This is a genomic window from Neobacillus sp. NRS-1170, from assembly GCF_050468025.1.
Genome location: NZ_JBITPF010000009.1, coordinates 80,895 through 98,428 on the forward strand (window position 1 = coordinate 80,895; position 17,534 = coordinate 98,428).

At 39.9% G+C, this 17,534-nt stretch carries 19 protein-coding genes; 2 read left to right on the plus strand and 17 right to left on the minus strand.

Going from position 1 to position 17,534, the window contains the following annotated elements:
* Nucleotides 1-99: 99 nt before the first annotated feature.
* The 3 genes from ACIFOT_RS02765 to deoD form a co-directional block, all read right to left on the minus strand.
* Nucleotides 100-1,596, minus strand: a complete 1,497-nt coding sequence (locus tag ACIFOT_RS02765; RefSeq protein ID WP_430061585.1) for a S41 family peptidase — start codon at nucleotides 1,594-1,596, stop codon at nucleotides 100-102.
* Between the two features lie 176 nt (nucleotides 1,597-1,772).
* Entirely contained in the window at nucleotides 1,773-3,965 is a 2,193-nt protein-coding gene (locus tag ACIFOT_RS02770) for a heavy metal translocating P-type ATPase (protein WP_430061424.1), read from the minus strand.
* A 138-nt stretch (nucleotides 3,966-4,103) separates the two neighbouring features.
* Complete coding sequence (deoD, locus tag ACIFOT_RS02775) at nucleotides 4,104-4,808, minus strand: purine-nucleoside phosphorylase (RefSeq protein WP_430061426.1); 705 nt, start codon at nucleotides 4,806-4,808, stop codon at nucleotides 4,104-4,106.
* 154 nt (nucleotides 4,809-4,962) lie between these two features.
* On the opposite strand from deoD, the gene ACIFOT_RS02780 reads away from it, so the two are divergent.
* Nucleotides 4,963-5,091 carry a hypothetical protein gene (locus ACIFOT_RS02780; RefSeq protein ID WP_096911902.1) on the plus strand — a complete coding sequence of 43 codons (129 nt, stop codon included), beginning with the start codon at nucleotides 4,963-4,965 and terminating at the stop codon, nucleotides 5,089-5,091.
* A 41-nt stretch (nucleotides 5,092-5,132) separates the two neighbouring features.
* Here ACIFOT_RS02780 and ACIFOT_RS02785 read toward each other — a convergent pair whose 3' ends face one another.
* The 5 genes from ACIFOT_RS02785 to ACIFOT_RS02805 form a co-directional block, all read right to left on the minus strand.
* Complete coding sequence (locus tag ACIFOT_RS02785; RefSeq protein ID WP_430061429.1) at nucleotides 5,133-5,444, minus strand: hypothetical protein; 312 nt, start codon at nucleotides 5,442-5,444, stop codon at nucleotides 5,133-5,135.
* A gap of 157 nt (nucleotides 5,445-5,601) precedes the next feature.
* Nucleotides 5,602-6,372 carry a sporulation protein gene (locus ACIFOT_RS02790; protein WP_430061431.1) on the minus strand — a complete coding sequence of 257 codons (771 nt, stop codon included), beginning with the start codon at nucleotides 6,370-6,372 and terminating at the stop codon, nucleotides 5,602-5,604.
* Nucleotides 6,359-7,180 (minus strand): serine/threonine-protein kinase, encoded by an 822-nt coding sequence (locus tag ACIFOT_RS02795; RefSeq protein WP_430061433.1) that lies wholly within the window; start codon nucleotides 7,178-7,180, stop codon nucleotides 6,359-6,361. The genes ACIFOT_RS02790 and ACIFOT_RS02795 overlap by 14 nt, the downstream gene beginning before the upstream one ends.
* A gap of 4 nt (nucleotides 7,181-7,184) precedes the next feature.
* Entirely contained in the window at nucleotides 7,185-7,367 is a 183-nt protein-coding gene (locus ACIFOT_RS02800; protein WP_430061435.1) for a hypothetical protein, read from the minus strand.
* Nucleotides 7,368-7,542: 175 nt separating this feature from the next.
* On the minus strand, nucleotides 7,543-7,716 hold the full coding sequence (locus tag ACIFOT_RS02805; RefSeq protein WP_223593216.1) for a YozD family protein: 174 nt from the start codon (nucleotides 7,714-7,716) through the stop codon (nucleotides 7,543-7,545).
* Between the two features lie 137 nt (nucleotides 7,717-7,853).
* Between ACIFOT_RS02805 and ACIFOT_RS02810 the strand changes: the two genes are divergently transcribed.
* Complete coding sequence (locus ACIFOT_RS02810; RefSeq protein WP_430061437.1) at nucleotides 7,854-8,021, plus strand: hypothetical protein; 168 nt, start codon at nucleotides 7,854-7,856, stop codon at nucleotides 8,019-8,021.
* Nucleotide 8,022: 1 nt separating this feature from the next.
* On the opposite strand, the gene ACIFOT_RS02815 is transcribed toward ACIFOT_RS02810, so the two are convergent.
* From ACIFOT_RS02815 to ACIFOT_RS02855, 9 genes are all read right to left on the minus strand, one after another.
* Complete coding sequence (locus ACIFOT_RS02815) at nucleotides 8,023-8,718, minus strand: hypothetical protein (RefSeq protein WP_430061439.1); 696 nt, start codon at nucleotides 8,716-8,718, stop codon at nucleotides 8,023-8,025.
* 127 nt (nucleotides 8,719-8,845) lie between these two features.
* Nucleotides 8,846-9,073 carry a YozE family protein gene (locus ACIFOT_RS02820; RefSeq protein ID WP_430061440.1) on the minus strand — a complete coding sequence of 76 codons (228 nt, stop codon included), beginning with the start codon at nucleotides 9,071-9,073 and terminating at the stop codon, nucleotides 8,846-8,848.
* A gap of 110 nt (nucleotides 9,074-9,183) precedes the next feature.
* A complete protein-coding gene (locus ACIFOT_RS02825; protein WP_430061442.1) occupies nucleotides 9,184-9,462 on the minus strand; it encodes a YokU family protein in 279 nt (92 codons plus the stop codon).
* 5 nt (nucleotides 9,463-9,467) lie between these two features.
* Nucleotides 9,468-10,901, minus strand: a complete 1,434-nt coding sequence (gene ablA / locus ACIFOT_RS02830) for a lysine 2,3-aminomutase (RefSeq protein WP_430061444.1) — start codon at nucleotides 10,899-10,901, stop codon at nucleotides 9,468-9,470.
* Nucleotides 10,902-11,013: 112 nt separating this feature from the next.
* Nucleotides 11,014-12,408, minus strand: coding sequence for a sigma-54 interaction domain-containing protein (locus ACIFOT_RS02835; RefSeq protein WP_430061446.1), 1,395 nt, complete (start codon nucleotides 12,406-12,408; stop codon nucleotides 11,014-11,016).
* Between the two features lie 63 nt (nucleotides 12,409-12,471).
* The gene (gene ablB, locus ACIFOT_RS02840; protein ID WP_430061448.1) at nucleotides 12,472-13,326 is read right to left on the minus strand and encodes a putative beta-lysine N-acetyltransferase; all 855 of its coding nucleotides are present in this window, start codon (nucleotides 13,324-13,326) and stop codon (nucleotides 12,472-12,474) included.
* Nucleotides 13,327-13,400: 74 nt separating this feature from the next.
* Nucleotides 13,401-14,837 (minus strand): aldehyde dehydrogenase family protein, encoded by a 1,437-nt coding sequence (locus tag ACIFOT_RS02845; protein WP_430061450.1) that lies wholly within the window; start codon nucleotides 14,835-14,837, stop codon nucleotides 13,401-13,403.
* A gap of 46 nt (nucleotides 14,838-14,883) precedes the next feature.
* A complete protein-coding gene (gene gabT, locus ACIFOT_RS02850; protein ID WP_430061451.1) occupies nucleotides 14,884-16,254 on the minus strand; it encodes a 4-aminobutyrate--2-oxoglutarate transaminase in 1,371 nt (456 codons plus the stop codon).
* A complete protein-coding gene (locus ACIFOT_RS02855) occupies nucleotides 16,247-17,515 on the minus strand; it encodes a peptidase (RefSeq protein WP_430061453.1) in 1,269 nt (422 codons plus the stop codon). The genes gabT and ACIFOT_RS02855 overlap by 8 nt, the downstream gene beginning before the upstream one ends.
* Nucleotides 17,516-17,534 lie beyond the last annotated feature (19 nt).

Genomic DNA, 17,534 nt, shown 5'->3' on the forward strand with positions numbered 1-17,534 from the left:
TTCCTTCCATTCATTTACTGTCCATTTTAGGAAAGAAGCTTTAGAAATATACTGGAACATATAAAAAACCCGACTCCTATTGGAATCGGGAATTGTAGGCTATTTCATGATGCCTTTTAACACTTCAACTGCCTTTTGCAATTGAGTATCACTCGTTTTGATTTTTTCTCTTAAAAGATCCATTAGCTTCAAAGTAGCGTCACCTTTTAGCACCCCATTTTCTGGGAGTTTCTGTGCTTTTTGGAATGCGATAACAGCTGCTTTCGTTTTTTCATCAAAGAAGCCATCCTCACGGCCTGGATCGTACCCAATAGCTTTTAACATTTTTTGCGCTGTCTGAACCTCAGTTGAAGAAGTAGAAAGCGCTAGCTCTTTATCTGGATTAATGATTGGCAATGTTGCATATTCAGGTAAGGCTACTTCGTAATCTGGTTTAATTCCTTTTTTATGAATCCAATTGCCGTTTGGTGTCAGCCATTTTGCGATGGTGTATTTTAAGTTGGAACCATCCGCAAAATCTGAAGCAGTTTGAACCGTTCCTTTGCCAAATGACTTTTCCCCAACTAACGGAACACCAGCAGATTCTTTTACAGCTGCGGAAAGAATTTCAGAAGCACTCGCACTTCCTTTGTCAATCAAGACAACTAAAGGAAGGTTTGGATTACCCTTATTTTCAGAAGGTATTTCCGTAATCTTACCGTTACGGTCTTCTTCTTTAACAATAACTTTTCCTTTTGGGACGAACATACTGGAGATTGTTACAGCTTGATCCAATAATCCTCCAGGGTTTTGCCTTAGGTCTAATACAAGGCCCTTCATACCCTTCTTTTGTAAGTCATTCAATGTTTTAACAAGCTCGTTAGATGTATTGCTTGAGAAACTGATAATTTGGACCTTGGCAATTTGGTCATCCACCATTTCACCATAAACAGTTTCAATTGGTATCTCATCTCGAACAATAGGTACACTCATTGGAGCACCAGTGCCAGCTCTTTGAATAGATAATTCAACCTTCGTACCCTTTTTACCACGAATCATTGTCACGGCTTGGGTTGAGTTCATACCCTGCAGGCTTTTACCATCCACTGATAGGATGATGTCATTCGGTTTTAAGCCTGCTTTTTCAGCAGGTGATCCTTTGATCGGTGAAACGATTGTAATATGGCCGTCTTTTTCTTGAATTTCTGCACCTATACCCTCAAATGACGAGGAAATGCTGCTATGAAAACTCTTTGCTTCATCTTTACTCATATAATCTGAGTAAGGGTCATCGAGAGCCTCAACCATTCCGTTGATGGCCCCATTGATCAGCTTATTTTGACTTGTTCCCTTATAGTACTTACTTTTCAATGTATCATAAGCTTCATATAGCTTATTAAATTCCTGCCTATCGCTAGCAGCCGGCACGACCTTTTCTTTGCCAAACGAGAAGGCAACTGTTGTTATTCCTGCAGATAGAAAAACGATAAAAAACAAAAGCATAATAAAATGGAATTTCTTGAAACGGATATAACTTGACCTATTTTCCGTCATTTGCTCCTGTTCAACCTTTTCCAGGTCTTTTTTCTCTTCCTCCAAAGCCTTCACCACTTTCATTAACCGTAAAAAATATGAAATGTCCAAGTTAAGCATTTTAATTTTAACCCTTAGTGTTTAGAATAACATCTTTTTAATAAATTTAACAAAGAAAAAGTAAAGAAAATAGAGCAAATGCTTGAAAGCTAAAAAAAGCACCTGCCATAAGGAAGGTGCCATTGACATTTTTTATTACGTTAAATCTTTACTCTTTTCAAGCGAAGCGAATTCGTTACTACGGATACTGAACTAAACGCCATCGCAGCACCTGCAACCCACGGAGCTAACATTCCCATTGCCGCGATTGGAATACCTCCAGCGTTATAAATTAAGGCCCAGAAGAGATTTTGGCGGATATTTTTTATTGTCTTTTGGCTTAATGAAATCGCTTTTGGAATCAAGGTTAATTCTCCGCCTAAAATGGTGATATCGGCCGCTTCAATGGCGACATCGGTCCCGGTTCCAATTGCAATTCCAATATCGGCAACGGCAAGGGCAGGTGCGTCATTTATTCCATCACCAACCATCGCAACCCTTCTGCCTTTTAGCTGAAGTTCTTTTACATGATTAGCCTTTTCCTCAGGTAAGACTTCCGCGATTACTTTTTGGATTCCTACCTGGGCAGCAATCGCTTTAGCTGTCCGCTCATTATCACCTGTCAGCATAAAGACCTCAATCCCTAGCTGATGTAATTGATGGACCGCCGTTTTAGCTGTCTCTTTGACGGTATCTGCAACAGCTATGACACCCATAATGGTGGAATTGATAGCAATAAACATTGCTGTTTTTCCTTCGTTCTCAAACCGATGCAAGTCATGTTCCACATCTGAATAGGGGATTCTTTTTAGATTCATAAGCTTGCGGGTGCCGATATAAATTTCCTCATAGCCTATTTTCGCTTCAATCCCATAACCTGGTATGGCCGCAAATTTTTTTACTGGTAGAGTACTTGTCCTATTTTCCAATCCAAACTTAACAATCGCCTCTGCAAGTGGATGCTCAGAAGACTTCTCAGCAGAGACCAGATATTGGAGGACTTTTTTTTCATCCCGGTAGGCGATAAAATCCGTAACGATTGGTTGCCCCTTTGTAATCGTTCCTGTTTTGTCCAAAACAATCGTGTCAATTTTATGGGCTGCCTCTAAATGCTCTCCTCCTTTGAAGAGAATACCCACTTCCGCTCCTTTACCAGTTCCAACCATGATGGAAGTCGGAGTTGCCAGCCCAAGTGCACATGGACAGGCAATAACGAGGACAGCGATGGATGTTTCTAATGCGGATGGGATATTCCCGGGATTAATAAACAGATACCAAATAAAAAAGGTTAGGACTGATATGGTAACCACCACAGGGACAAAGTACCCTGAAATAATATCAGCAATCCGTTGTATTGGAGCCTTATTTCCTTGAGCCTCCTCAACAATTTTGATAATTCCTGCCAGAGCTGTATCCTTTCCCACCTTTACAGCTGTCACTGTGATCGTTCCATTTTTATTTATCGTCGAACCAATCACCGTATCACCTGGGGATTTCTCAACGGGAATAGATTCTCCGGTAATCATTGATTCATCAACTGAAGTTTTACCTTGGATTACTTTTCCGTCAACCGGAATTTTTTCTCCAGGCTTCACTAATATAAGGTCTGACACCATTACTTCATTTATCGGAATTTTGAATTCGACCCCTTCGCGAAGGACGATGGCTTCCTTTGCCTGCAAGCTAAGCAGTTTGGAGATTGCAACCGTTGTTCTTCCTTTTGCCATTGCTTCAAACAATTTGCCAAGCAGGATTAAGGTGATGAGCACGGCACTAGTTTCAAAATAAAGATGGGGGGAATATAGGTGATTATTAAGCGTTTTTAAACCTTCAAAAAGACTATAAAAATATGCAGCAGAGGTTCCCAGTGCCACTAAAACATCCATATTAGCACCTTTATTTTTCAATGCATTATAAGCGGCAATATAAAATGGTCCCCCTATATAAAATTGGACTGGTGTTGCCAAAATTAATTGAAACCATGGATTCATCAAAAGGTGTGGCATGGGCAGGTTGAGCTCTACTGGTACATGATCAAGCATGGTATAAAGTAATGGAAAAGAAAGAATAATAGATAGAATAAGTAATTGTTTCTTATGTTTTATTTCTTCTTCCTTTAGCTGCCTTTTTTCCTCTCTTTGCATTTTCTCCTTGGCTCCATAGCCAATTCTTTCAATTCTTGCGATAATGTCATCACTAGTAACAAGATCAGTCTCATATGAAATAGCGGCACTTTCCATGGCTAAATTAACATTAGCTTCAACACCGTCCATTTTATTCAAAACCTTTTCAATTCTGGTTGAACATGCCGCACAGGTCATCCCTGATATATCTAACTTTAGCTGCTCTTTCACTTTGTTCACCTCAATTAATACAGTACCCTGGCATCCTATGTTTTTCGATGATATTTGTCACTAGCACTAGTTTTGCTTTATAATAAATTCTCCATAAAAACAAAAACCTCCTCCTTTTATGGAAGAGGGGTTTGAATATTATTCTTTAATGGCTGCTTCTAAAGCCACTTCAATCATATCGTTAAAGGTTAATTGTCTTTCTTCAGCAGTTGTTTCTTCTCCTGTTAAAATATGATCACTTACAGTTAAAACAGAAAGTGCTTTACGACCAAATTTAGCTGCTAATGTATAAAGTGCGGTTGTCTCCATTTCAATCGCTAAAATCTGATATTTCGCCCATTTTTCCAGCTCAGCATTATCGTTATAGAAGGAGTCAGCGGTAAAAATATTCCCCACTTTTAAATTTAGCCCTTTCTCTAAACCAGCATCAAAGGCCTTCTTTAATAAATCAAAGCTTGCACAAGGGGCGAAATCAACATGACCAAAGGTTAGACGGTTTATATTGGAATCAGTTGAACTTGTCATAGCAAGAATTACATCACGTACCTTAACATCCTTTTGAATAGCTCCACAGGTTCCAACGCGAATTAAATTTTGGACATTATAGCTTTGCATCAATTCATTTACATAAATAGATATGGAGGGAACTCCCATCCCAGTTCCTTGAACGGAAATTCTCTTACCTTTATATGTACCAGTATAGCCAAACATATTTCGAACTTCGTTATAGCATTTTGCATCCTCTAAAAACGTTTCTGCAATATATTTTGCACGAAGCGGATCTCCGGGAAGCAATACCGTATCCGCAATTTCGTTCTCTTTTGCACCAATATGTACGCTCATTCAAAATCCTCCTAACAAAAAGTAGTACAGTATTATTCTGCACCATTGACAATATAACATAAACAATTTTCAATAGAAAAGCTTATTTAGAAACGGACATGAAATTTTAAAATTGTGGGAAGCTATTTTTAGAATTAAAAGGAGGTTGAGTTTTTTGGGAAAGAAACATCGAAGCCGCATAAATGGACAAAAGAAAAATAATCATATCCCTGCAGAGGCAATCGTAGCTGAACACGAAGCACATGCAAAGGAACATAATGCCTCAGGCGGACGTAAAAGCTAAGAAAAAAACCTAAGGATGTTTTCCTTAGGTTTTGTCATTTTTTAGAGAAGCATGATTCGATTAATCGGAAACCAGCCGCCAGGCTTTAATTGATAATAGTGCTGACCACCGCGGCCTTCATCAATTAAAATGATATCACCGGTCGTTAGAAATCTCCCACTATAATCAGCAGGGATTCTGTCCGTCACATTAAAGCAGCTGAAAGTCTCCTGCAAACAATGATCTCTGCTATTTGCTATAATCGTTGTTCGATATACCTCTTTATGCCCCTTATTTTCCCGGTACTTTGGAGTTTGAAAGATCGTCACATCATATTGAATACTTGCTCTTCTAGTTAATACTTTGATCATCATATACCTCCAATTATTAGAATTAATTTTATATTCTAAATAATTGGCGATGACCTATGTCGAATCCTTCTAAAAAATTCCACTTTTTTTGTCGAATATCATTTTTTTTACTTATTTGCCGCTGATTCATGTGAGATAATAGCGAATTGACAGAGAATGCTTAGGAATAACCACCGATAACCGTTTGGATTTTTTGTGCTAAATATGGAATATCTGCATTTGTAACCGATAAACGCACATTCGTTTCATCTGTTCCCATTGCTTCAGAGAATAAACCTGATAGACCTCTAGCCCGGCGATCGACTTGGAGCATTATTTCCAGGGCTCCATTACTTGCTGGGAAGAAAACGACTTCAAGTTCATCTAAGCGGCCGCAGAAGGGTCCGGAAGTAGGTACGAATTCAAATTCTTGAACAAAGGGAAGGCGTCCCCGCAATCTTCTTGGCGCCTCTTCACAATCAGCTTCCCTTATTCTAAAGCCGAGATTATCAATAGCATTAAATACTGCAGTCATTAATGGATTAGGGACCACCTTTAACTGATCCTGATCATTTGGGTCGACTCCACCTTTAATATCAAGACCAGTCGAAACCCAAACCTTAGATCTGCCGATTGTCAAAGGAGCATCATAGGGCAATTGGAAAGTAAACGGAATTTCTTTTCGTTCATTTGACCTAATGGTAAAGGGTGTCGTTAAGCGGAAACGATCGATAGTAGCTGTGACCGTATACTTTCGGTCATCAGATTCTCTTAAATAGGTAGTGTTTAATGCTAAATAAATTTCATCAATTTGCTGCTCTACTTTGCCGCCTCTAATTTCTACAACACCCTTAACGGTCTCTCCCGGCATATACGTATCCTTTTCTAATTTTGTGTCTACTGATGCAGACCCAATCCCTACACTAGCAAATACTTTGTTAAAGAACGACATTTTTTTCTCTCCCTTGATTAAGTATAAATTGTTGAATATCATCTTTTATTTGAGCGCAATTGTCATAAGCTATATCGATTTGCAGGAGCCTGCGAATGATGTGTTTAGCTTGATCCGATATCTCCAATTCCTCTTCCCAGCTTTTTTCCGGTTTATTTTCGTGAAAGGTAAAATTGGAATAAAGCAAAAATAAAAGAAAATGGCCCAGTCCATAGAAATCCGCCTGTTGGTTCACTTCTTTACGTAAGTCCAGTTCCCGGCGTTTTTCCTTGCTTTTAAAATTCAAAGGTTTTGCAAGTCCTAAATCAATAAGCCTAATCTTAGATCCGTCTAAAATGACATTAGGAATACGGATATCGCGATGGATAAGGTTACGACAATGCAGATATTCAATATGTTCTAATAATTCGAAAGCAATCCTAAACGCTGCCCTTTCAGGAATGACCATTTTTTCAGCAAAAATCAATTGTTCAAAATTCTTGCCGTCAATAAATTCCATTGTATAATAGGGGATTTTTTTAAATGTCCCGTCCTCAAAATACGTTGGGAATCCTGGATTATCAATCGAATTTAATAATACTTTTTCCAACTCAAAGCTTTGTTTTCCAGCCTTAGTCATTCTTTTGTGAAGGCGAAGTGCTTTTAAAACCTTTTTCGTTTGAGTAACTAAATCAAATACTAGATAGCTGTGCCCATAGCTGCCCATACCGAGATGGCTGATCACCTGATAGCGGTCAGCCAGAATCTTTTCATTGGCGAATGGTCTTTCGAAAAGATTGGAAAATAATAAAATGATTTTTTTTACCATTTATTTAACTGCTAAAGAAACTAGACATAAAACTGCCGCTTTTATGCTTCTTTTTATAATGATGGTGCCCTAGATGGTTGTGATTATAATGGTTCATTTTCTTCCAGGCACCACTTGATGAACTGTATTTATGATGCCCATGGCTCAGTTTGCTCTTAATAATTGATTTAAGGATTTTTTTGAACATTCCAATCCCTCCTCATCTTCGTACCAATATATACGAATAAAAAAAATAATGGTTTCGCTATTTCAAAAAAAATAATTCCTTACATCGAATCAAACAAAAAGCGAGCACAGAATGCTCGTCTTTCGTTTTCATCTATTTAAAGAAGAGGTTTTTCCCTTCTTTCATTCAATGTTTATTATTCATCTTGCACTTCTTCATCGATGATACTTTTCTCAATTAAATATTCAAAGGTAATGTCAGCGAGTTCTTCCAATTCTTCTTCACTAGGAACGTATCCCCTTTTTACAAGCTCATGAAAGAAAAATTCGGCAATTTCTTCTGTATCAATAAATACTTCAATTTCTCTCATAGCATCGCCCCCTTTTTACAGAATGTATGATGTACATGGCCTTTTCATGCTATTTCAATTTATTAAAAAAAGAAACATGTCTTTTTTTAATCGGACAAGCATATGTTGAAGTAAAGAATCCTACTTGAGGTGATATCATGTTAAATTTACAAACAAAGTTCGAGGCATTGATGGAAGATGTTAACAAAGAAGATGGGCTCACTGTCAGAATGATGGAAAACTTCCTCGGCGCGATGTTTTTTCTGATTAAGTGGGCAGGAATTCCTTTTGTTTTGTATTTACTGTTTGCGGTTACACGCTTATAGGTTACACATGGCTTTTGCCATCGTTACTTACAAGGCTTTCTAATTTTCTGAGGATAACGCGCATGACTTGATAATATTCTTGATCATGAAATAATTCATATAAAATTCGATAATCATTGAAAATATCTAAGAGGTTGTCAATTAGTTCCTTCTTTTCCTTTTTACGCTCAATTTCTTCAAATTCCGCTTTCCTTACCATGTTTTGCATATTAGGATTTTTTGTTGGTTTTTCCTGCTTATTCACTAAGTATAAGAGGCCTAGTTTTTGAATAAATGTGTCTGCACTCTCTGCATCCGCTACAAGCGTCAGTTCCTCTTCTCCTGCTTCAAGCCACTCCCCATCACTTACCCTGGATAGCTCATAAATAACATCTTCCCATGCATCATCTTTATAGCGCCATATTTCGGTCCGAAAGCCAACCACTTTAAATAAATCTGCTCCATAACCGGCTACTTGAACCAAATCACCGATAAAAAATTTATATTCTATATCAATTTGCTCCTGTTCCATTATCGTGCCGTCATATTCAGATAGTAATTGCAAGGCTTCCTCAATGAACAGCCCATCACTCTTATTTACTTCATACACATACTTTCCGTCGAGCCATTTTACATCTGAGACTCTGCCAACAGTACCATATATTGTAATCACGACCGTATCACCGATCTTGTACTTCGGTTTTTTTCGTTTTGCCATGTCCTCCCATCCTCTCAAATGATTAGTCGTGAATTTTGATTACAATAGTATATGCGCACCTATTTATAAAAGCGCATGACAAATATAAAATGAAAAAATCGCCTCCAACGGGGAGACGATTTTCCTTTTAAACTTTATTTTCCGAAATGATGTACATCTGCCAGGCCTCATCAAAAATAGACATCGATTCCAAATAATTACCATTCAATTCAAGATACGAGCTTAATTCGTGGTAATCAGATGAATTTTTTGGAAAACTATGATCTAAATAGGCATGATTCGCAAATAGGCTGATTGCGTCCTTTGGAGCGGGATGCCGATATTTCATTAGGAAATGATAAAATGATTTACTCATGATTAACGCCTTTCTAATCCGTTTTATTTATATCCCATACTATAACGGATATAGTTGTCAGCGTAAAGTTTCACATACCAAAAGCAGCCTGACATTAAGGCTGCTAAAGTTTAGGAAGAGAAATCAAAGTAATTTTTCTTTAATAGCCTCGGAATTGCCATTAGTTCTTCAAATGTAATTACTTTTCCAACCTTACGGCAATCAATTAAATATAATTGATTCTCAATTTCTTTTACAATCGGCTCACTTTGATAGACCATCGAACAATCCGGACAAGAGAGGGTCGGCGTCTCAGAGATTTCAATTGCCCTGGTTCCATCTGGGATTTCCCAATAAACCGAACCTGTCATTCTCTTAACATTTGTGCCGCTGCACCATTCACATACCATTTACCCTAAACCCCCTCTGCAGTGTTGCTGGAATTAGTTGTTTCATTACTTTCCTTTTCTTTTTCGGTTTGTGCCTTAAATTTCTTATCCTTCAATTCATCCCGTTTGCTTCGTTTATCTTTAAGCGATGTATGGGCAGGGTCTTGGTTGTAATCCTTACGCCGGTTCAGCCTTGATAATCCTTCTGGAACGAGATTAAAGTGCTGGTCATTCATAATCCCCGATATCCCGGCAAGGGAGCGTTTTTCTTCCATATCTGGATAGACCTCTTTAAAGTAGTTTTCCGCCCTGCCTGGGACATAGTTTTCCGGTTCAGGATACGAAGTAATAACGCCCTCAAAATTCCGTAGGACAACCTTTTCCGCACTTTGGGAAATTAAATAATTCGGCTGAAGGGCAATTTTTCCGCCTCCTCCTGGTGCATCAACGACAAAGGTAGGCACAGCATATCCGCTTGTATGTCCTCTTAATCCCTCAATAATTTCAAGGCCTTTTGAAACAGGAGCGCGAAAATGCCCGATACCTTCTGAAAGATCACATTGATAAATATAGTATGGCCGTACACGAATTTTCACGAGGTCATGCATCAGTCTTTTCATGATTGGAACGCTGTCATTAATACCTGCTAGAATAACAGACTGATTGCCGACTGGAACACCGCAATTGGCAAGCATTTCACAGGCACGTTTCGATTCCTCGGTGATTTCGATGGATGTATTAAAATGGGTGTTCAGCCAAACCGGGTGATATTTTTTTAATATGTTACAGAGATTTTCCGTAATCCGCTGCGGGAATACAACCGGAGCCCTCGTACCAATCCGAATAATTTCTACATGCTCGATTTCCCTTAGGTTCTTTAGAATATACTCCAAAATATTATCATTAATAAGCAGTCCATCCCCTCCAGAAATCAATACATCCCTTACCTGCGGGGTTTGCCTGATATATCCAATCGCTGCATCCAGCTGCTTCTTCGGAACACCCATGCCAATTTGCCCGGAGAAGCGCCGTCTTGTACAATAGCGGCAATACATGGAACATTGATTGGTTACTAAAAAGAGCACCCGGTCTGGATACCGATGGGTTAACCCTGGAACGGGAGAATCTTCATCTTCGTATAATGGATCTTCGAGGTCATATTTAGTCTTATAAATTTCTTTAGAAATTGGTACAGACTGCATTCTAATCGGACAGCGTGGGTCATCCTGATTCATCAAGGAAGCATAATAGGGTGTAATATTTAAGGGGATGGTTTTCGTCGAAATTCTTACGCCCTCTTCCTCATCCGGTGTCAAATTAATTACTTTTTTCAAGTCATCTAACGTTCGAATCGTATTGGTTAGCTGCCACAGCCAATCGTTCCACTGTTCTTCGGTAACATCTTTCCAAAGCTCAATATCCTTCCAATGCCTTTTTGGCTTATATAAAAATTGTTTCATCACAATTCCTCCATTCGTGACCTTTACTTAATAATATGCAAGAAACGTGCCAATGCTTAAAAGCTTGAGCGCCCGTTTGGAGGAACATAAAAGCGCCGAAAATTCGGCGCCCTCAGTCTAGTACTTTTTTAATTTTATATTGTAACGTTTGTCTTGGGATCTCTAATATCTTAGAAGCTTGATTGATATTTCCATCACTTAACTCCAGTGCATTTTTTATTAACCGTTTCTCTAACTTTTCAATATTTTTCCTAAGTGAAAGCTCTCCAGTTGAATCAAAACTACTTTCTTGAGGTACAGAAAGATGCTTCAACATCATTGGCAAATCCTCGACCGTCAGGTATTCTTCTCCAGAGATATTCATCATATATTCAATCGTATGCTTTAACTCGCGTACATTCCCTGGCCATTGATACTCCATGAAAAAGGATTCACACGAATTTTTAATACCCTTTATGTTTTTAGCCAATATAATGTTGAATTCCTTAATAAAGTGTTCTGTTAGAAACAAAATATCTTCTTTTCGCTCCCTTAACGGCATCAGGGAAAAGGTGAACACATTTAACCGGTAATAAAGGTCTGACCTGAGCTTCTGGTCATGAAGTGCTCCGTTTGGATGTATATTCATCGCGGCTATGACACGAACATTCACAAGTATGTTTTCCGAACTCCCGACCCTTCTAACCATTCCATCCTCTAACACTCTTAGCAGCTTTGCCTGCAGTTCAACCGGCATGGTATGTAACTCGTCTAGAAAAAGGGTTCCCCCATCTGCCAGCTCAAATAGACCTTTGCGTTCAACCGCCCCAGTGTAGCTTCCTTTAGCTGTCCCAAAAAGAATACTTTCAAGCAGGGTTTCGGGGATTGCCGCACAATTTTGCGCTATGAATGGACCATCTGAGCGCAGTGACTCATGATGGAGGCCCTGAACAAATAATTCTTTTCCAGTGCCGCTTTCCCCGTAAACAAGAATTGGAGAATCCGATTTAGCTAATCTTTTCGCCTCTTCCTTCAAGCTGTTGAAGCGCTGATTAACCGTCAATAAATCCCTTAGGGTATACCTAACCTGCTTGGCAGACTTTTTCTTGCTGCTTTTATTTAACCCTTTTTGCAGATCTAGTAACCTTTCTGCAAACAGCTTCATTCTCGAATAATCTTTAGCGATTTCAACGGCACCGATGATTTCTTCGCCTAAAAAGATTGGCAGAGTCGTATTCATCGTATCAATTCTTGTCCCATGCAAATTCATATATTCCTGGGTTTGATTGTAAATCGGCTTTCCTGTTTTTATGACCCTTAACAAAGTACTGGATTCTTCTGAAAGGGACGGAAAGGCGTCAAATAAATGCTTCCCCAATACTTCCTTTACTGTCATACCATCATGCCTTGCTGCCACTTCGTTATAATATATCGTTTTTCCTTCCGTATTGACCACATGAATTCCTTCATCAATACTCTTTAGAATGGCACTTAGAACTTCTTGCGTTAAAGCGGTTAATTGGGCCATTTATTTCACCTGCCTTTTTGATAGGATAAGGTGCCGAAAAATGGTCATACCTGAGCCGAAAATTTAGCAGTTTGCCAGATTCTTTACCCACATATTCATATTTTCTAACTTGTCAAAGATATAGCAATTATTCATTAACCTTCCCCTATAGGAATACCCAAGCTGGTATAAAACAGCATTCATGCCAAAGGATAAGGATCTTGCTATCGAATAGGCACAAAAGATTCCTTTTCTTTTCAATTCAGCCTCAAGTTCTTGAAGAATAAGCTTCATTAATCCATACTTCCGGTGTTCTGTCAGGGTCGCACAATCTGTTAATTCCGCATTTTTATAAAATCCATTGATTTCGGCAGAGGCAGCGCTGACTATTTTACCCTGATAAAAAAATGCATAATAAATCGTTTCATCCTTCATGGTCTTTTTAATATATTCCGGATCATGCATCGGAGTGGGATAGATTTGAAACACTTGGGCATACAGGGCGGCAAGCTCTGCCGCATAGTTTTCGTCTGCCTTTTTCAGTTCATATTCTTTGGGAGGAAACGCTTTTTCGACCGATGTATCTAATTGATAAATACTGTGGATCATCCCGTCTTCTGTAATCCAATGGTCGTTTTTCTTTCTTTCTGGTGTATAAAACTTTGAAAAAAAATGAGCATCGGATCCAAGAAAATAACGATCGACGACCGCTTCAGGCTGGAGAGCATATTCGAGTAATTTCAGTAAATCTTCTGTACGCGCCTTAAATATTAGCTTTTCCACTTTGTGCTGTTTAACAAGTTCTTCTGCTTTAGCTACTAGCAGGTTCAAATTCCCCCGATAATCATCCACCCGAATTCGTTTATTAAAAGGGTCCAGAAAGACCTCCAGGAAAAAATGACTGTCCTCCAAATAAATCGTTTCTGATGTTTGATTCATTCAATACCCTCCTTTAACACCCTGAAACTATTTGAAAAAAAGTCTGGCCTAGAATTAAGCCAGACATCGTGATGTTATTCCATCTTAAAGCTAATTAATTTTAATTCGGTCATTTCCTCAACGGCATATTTGATTCCTTCTCGTCCCATGCCGCTTAACTTCACTCCGCCGTAAGGCATTTGGTCAACGCGAAACGTAGGAATATCATTAATCATTACACCGCCAACTTCCAATCTTTTCGCCGCCTGAAGTCCATGATGGATGTCATTGGTAAAAATTCCTGCCTGCAGGCCATATTTTGAGTCATTGACCATCTCAATAGCCTCATCCATGGTCCTAAACCGATTGATATGAACAACAGGAGCAAAAATTTCTTCACAAGAAACCTTTTCGCTTGCGTCTACATCGACCAAAACAGTTGGCTGATAAATTCCATCCGAATTACTGCCGCCAATTTTTATCCCTGCACCGCTTGCAACTGCTTCATCCACCCACTCTTTCGTACGCTGAACATCTCCTCTTGAAATCAATGCGGAGATATCTGTATCTTCATCCAATGGATTTCCGGTTTTGAGTTTTTTCACTTCTTCTACGAACTGTTCCGTAAATACTTCCAATAGCTTTTCATGAACAAATATCCGCTGGATGCTAATGCAAACCTGCCCCTGGTAGGAAAACGCGCCTGTGACAATCCTTGGGATGACCTTTTCAAGGTTGACCCCTTTGTCGACAATTACAGCTGAGTTTGAACCTAATTCCAGGGTTACTCGCTTTAAACCGGAGTTTTCCCGGATATATCTGCCAACTTCAGGGCTTCCCGTAAACGTGATCATCTTTATTCTTTCATCTTTCATTAAAATATCGCCGACACTGCGTCCGCTTCCGGTAACCACGTTTAAGGCTCCCTCCGGTAACCCTGCCCGGTGAAATAATTCAGCAATTTTATATGCCGACAATGGGGTTTGGCTCGCCGGCTTTAACACCACTGGATTCCCTGCTGCAATCGCTGGTCCTACTTTATGTGCAACAAGATTCATAGGGAAATTGAATGGCGTAATTGCTGCGATGACACCAATGGGCTCTCTAACCGTAAAAGCAAGCCTTCCTTCCCCGCCTGGCGCTGCATCCATAGGAACTGTTTCCCCATGGATTCTTCTTGCTTCATGGGAAGCGAAGGTATAGGTCATGATTGTCCGGTCCACTTCGGCGCGGGCAGCTTTAAGCGGTTTTGCAGCCTCTTGAGAAATGATCTTAGCACATTCCTCTCTTTCTTCCTTTAGAAATCCTGCTACTTTTTCTAAAATTTCCGCACGGACAAATGCTGGCAGCGATGCTAATTTTGCTAAAGCCTGCTCAGCCGAAGCGATAGCATCCAGGACATCGTTCTTTCCGGCAACTGCGATATCCGCAATATGCTCAAGATTATAAGGGTTCTTTAATTCCGTATAGGTTGCTGCAGGACGGTATTCTCCGCCAATCCATAGTGACTGTTTCAAAATATAATCCTCCATTCCCTTGTTTTACCATTATTTTACCAATTTATTTGAAAGAAGGGGTTCAAATTGTCTTACTTTTTTGACAACAATGATGAATGGCTTTTTCTAACACTTCCATCCCCTCATCCAGCTGCTCATCCGTTATAACAAGTGGAGTTAATAAGCGGATGACATTGCCATATAATCCCGCTGTCATGATAATAAGTCCATTTTGATGGGACATTTTAATGATTTCCTGAACAAGGTCTTTATTAGGTGTTTTGGATTTAGAATCCGTTACAAATTCAATGGCACACATTGCGCCGAGATGACGAACTTCACCAATTTGTGGATAATGAGTTCTAAGTTTATCCAACCTAGTTTGGAAGGTCTTGCCAATTAATTCCGCTCGACCTAATAAGCCTTCGTCCTCAATGGTTTTCACCACTTCAAGTCCGGCAACACAGCCAAGAGGGCTGCCGCCATATGTGCCGCCAATTTCTCCTACGTTAGGAGAATCCATAATTTCAGCGCGGCCGGTCACGGCACTAATCGGCAATCCTGCCGCGATAGATTTAGACATCGTTAAAAGATCCGGTACAACATCAAAATGCTCGATGGCAAACATTTTTCCAGTGCGGCCAAATCCAGTTTGAATCTCATCAGCAATAAACAAAATCCCATGCTTTTCACATATTGCTTTGACTCCTTTCACAAAGCCTTTAGAAGGGATAACAAATCCCCCTTCACCTTGTACCGGTTCCATGATCACCGCTGCTATTTCTTCTGGAGGAACTTCACTTTGGAAAAAGGTTTCAAAACGCTGAAGAAGTGCAGCATCTAACTGTTCTGAGGAGTCAAATTCTGAGCGATAATAATAAGGGTATGGCCACTTATAGGTCTCGGGTGCAAAAGGACCGAACTCATATTTATATGGTTTGACCTTGCTTGTTAAGGACATCGCCATATATGTTCGTCCATGAAAGCCTCTTTCAAATGAGATGATCGCTTTTCGACCGGTATATTTTCGTGCTATTTTCACAGCATTTTCAACAGCCTCTGCCCCGCTGTTTAAAAAGAAGGTTTTCTTTTTATGATTCCCGGGAGTAATCCGGTTTAAAGTTTCGGCGAGCTCAATATAGGGCTCATACATCATTACGTGAAAGCACGGATGAAGATAGGCATCAATCTGGCGGTGTAGTGCCTCAACGATTTTTGGCGGACAATGGCCGACATTTAATGAGCCAATCGCACCAGCAAAATCAATAAAGGTATTGCCATCAACATCAGTAATTAATGCTCCTTCCCCTTTTACCGCAAAGGTTGGGATGGTATTAAAGGGTCCTTTTGGTACATTGTGTTCTTTCCTTGCTAACAGTTCAATTGCTTTCGGACCGGGAATTTTTGTTTTCAATTGAATGGAGCTCTTTTTTGTTTCCTTTTTGTTACTCATCCACTTCACACCATTCCAATAAAGTAAAGGCAATAATCTCACTAGCAGCAAATAGATCCTCTAAATTAATATGTTCGTTAGCATCATGGGCTGTCTCCGTAATTCCCGGCCCGAAGACTACGACAGGTGTGTTCCCAACATTTGATAGGATTCCTCCATCCGTTCCCCATGGACTAGCTTCTATGGCCGGCTGATTTCCTTTAACTTCTATGAAACTCTTTGACAGCTCTTTTATCAAAGGATGATCGCCCTCAAGGCTTCCTGGCAGCCATCTGCCGCCAAACCACTCAATTTGCAAAGGGTTCTCGCAAAGCCATTCATCCTTTTCGTTCAATTCTCGTAAACAAGTTTCCATTTCTAATTGGGCAGTTTGAATCGTTTCCTCTGGAGATACTCCCATTCTTCCTTCGAGTATCGCGGTGTCAGGCACGGAAGATGGCCACTCACCACTTTTGATTTTTCCAATATTGATTGGAATCGGAATTGGGATTTTTTCGAATAGAGGATCGGAAATCCTTGCATTTCTATCTTTCTCTAATTGTTGTAATCTTTGAATAACAATTAAAGATTTTTCAATAGCGCTGACCCCTTCATACCTCGTACCCCCATGTGCAGCCCTTCCCTTAACGGTAATTCTGAACCACATCGACCCCTGCTGTTTTGGGAAGATTTTCATATTTGTCGGTTCCGGAATGATTGCCCCGTCTGCCTGATATCCCCGGAGTACGGCAGCAAGTGTTCCAGCACCTCCGCTTTCCTCCTCAATAACACTTTGAAAAATAACATCGCCCTTTAACTTTATTCCATTGGCTATTAACGATTCTATCGCCATAATAAGAGCAACATTCCCGCCCTTCATGTCGGTTGCTCCTCTTCCATAAAGCTTGCCGCACTCTATCATTCCACTAAAAGGGTCCTGCTTCCAGTTACTTACATCTCCCACAGGCACCACATCGATATGTCCATTAAGAATGATCGATTTGCCTCCACCTGTGCCTTTTAGAACGGCAACTAAATTGGGATTTCCTTCGAAACTTTCCCGGTCACAACAATAGGCTGGATGATTCTTCAGCTCATCGCCGCCAATCTCCCATATATCCAGTGTTAAGCCAAGCTGACGGCATTTTTCGATAACAATTGCCTGGGTCCCGCTTTCATTTCCTCTTGTACTATCCTCTTGAACAAGGATTTGTAGCAGTCTTGCTCCCCTAGCCCGATTTTCCTTTAGCCACTGCTTAATGCGGACTTTATTTTTTTCCATGTGATTCACTCCTTTTGCA

Excerpts from the sequence above, each read along its gene's own strand:
- ACIFOT_RS02765 (WP_430061585.1), bottom strand. The coding sequence starts at position 1,596 with ATGAAAGTGGTGAAGGCTTTGGAGGAAGAGAAAAAAGACCTGGAAAAG.
- deoD (WP_430061426.1), bottom strand. The coding sequence starts at position 4,808 with ATGAGCGTACATATTGGTGCAAAAGAGAACGAAATTGCGGATACGGTA.
- ACIFOT_RS02785 (WP_430061429.1), bottom strand. The coding sequence starts at position 5,444 with ATGATGATCAAAGTATTAACTAGAAGAGCAAGTATTCAATATGATGTG.
- ACIFOT_RS02790 (WP_430061431.1), bottom strand. The coding sequence starts at position 6,372 with ATGTCGTTCTTTAACAAAGTATTTGCTAGTGTAGGGATTGGGTCTGCA.
- ACIFOT_RS02795 (WP_430061433.1), bottom strand. The coding sequence starts at position 7,180 with ATGGTAAAAAAAATCATTTTATTATTTTCCAATCTTTTCGAAAGACCA.
- ACIFOT_RS02800 (WP_430061435.1), bottom strand. The coding sequence starts at position 7,367 with ATGTTCAAAAAAATCCTTAAATCAATTATTAAGAGCAAACTGAGCCAT.
- ACIFOT_RS02805 (WP_223593216.1), bottom strand. The coding sequence starts at position 7,716 with ATGAGAGAAATTGAAGTATTTATTGATACAGAAGAAATTGCCGAATTT.
- ACIFOT_RS02810 (WP_430061437.1), top strand. The coding sequence starts at position 7,854 with ATGTTAAATTTACAAACAAAGTTCGAGGCATTGATGGAAGATGTTAAC.
- ACIFOT_RS02815 (WP_430061439.1), bottom strand. The coding sequence starts at position 8,718 with ATGGCAAAACGAAAAAAACCGAAGTACAAGATCGGTGATACGGTCGTG.
- ACIFOT_RS02820 (WP_430061440.1), bottom strand. The coding sequence starts at position 9,073 with ATGAGTAAATCATTTTATCATTTCCTAATGAAATATCGGCATCCCGCT.
- ACIFOT_RS02825 (WP_430061442.1), bottom strand. The coding sequence starts at position 9,462 with ATGGTATGTGAATGGTGCAGCGGCACAAATGTTAAGAGAATGACAGGT.
- ablA (WP_430061444.1), bottom strand. The coding sequence starts at position 10,901 with ATGAAACAATTTTTATATAAGCCAAAAAGGCATTGGAAGGATATTGAG.
- ACIFOT_RS02835 (WP_430061446.1), bottom strand. The coding sequence starts at position 12,408 with ATGGCCCAATTAACCGCTTTAACGCAAGAAGTTCTAAGTGCCATTCTA.
- ablB (WP_430061448.1), bottom strand. The coding sequence starts at position 13,326 with ATGAATCAAACATCAGAAACGATTTATTTGGAGGACAGTCATTTTTTC.
- ACIFOT_RS02845 (WP_430061450.1), bottom strand. The coding sequence starts at position 14,837 with ATGGAGGATTATATTTTGAAACAGTCACTATGGATTGGCGGAGAATAC.
- gabT (WP_430061451.1), bottom strand. The coding sequence starts at position 16,254 with ATGAGTAACAAAAAGGAAACAAAAAAGAGCTCCATTCAATTGAAAACA.
- ACIFOT_RS02855 (WP_430061453.1), bottom strand. The coding sequence starts at position 17,515 with ATGGAAAAAAATAAAGTCCGCATTAAGCAGTGGCTAAAGGAAAATCGG.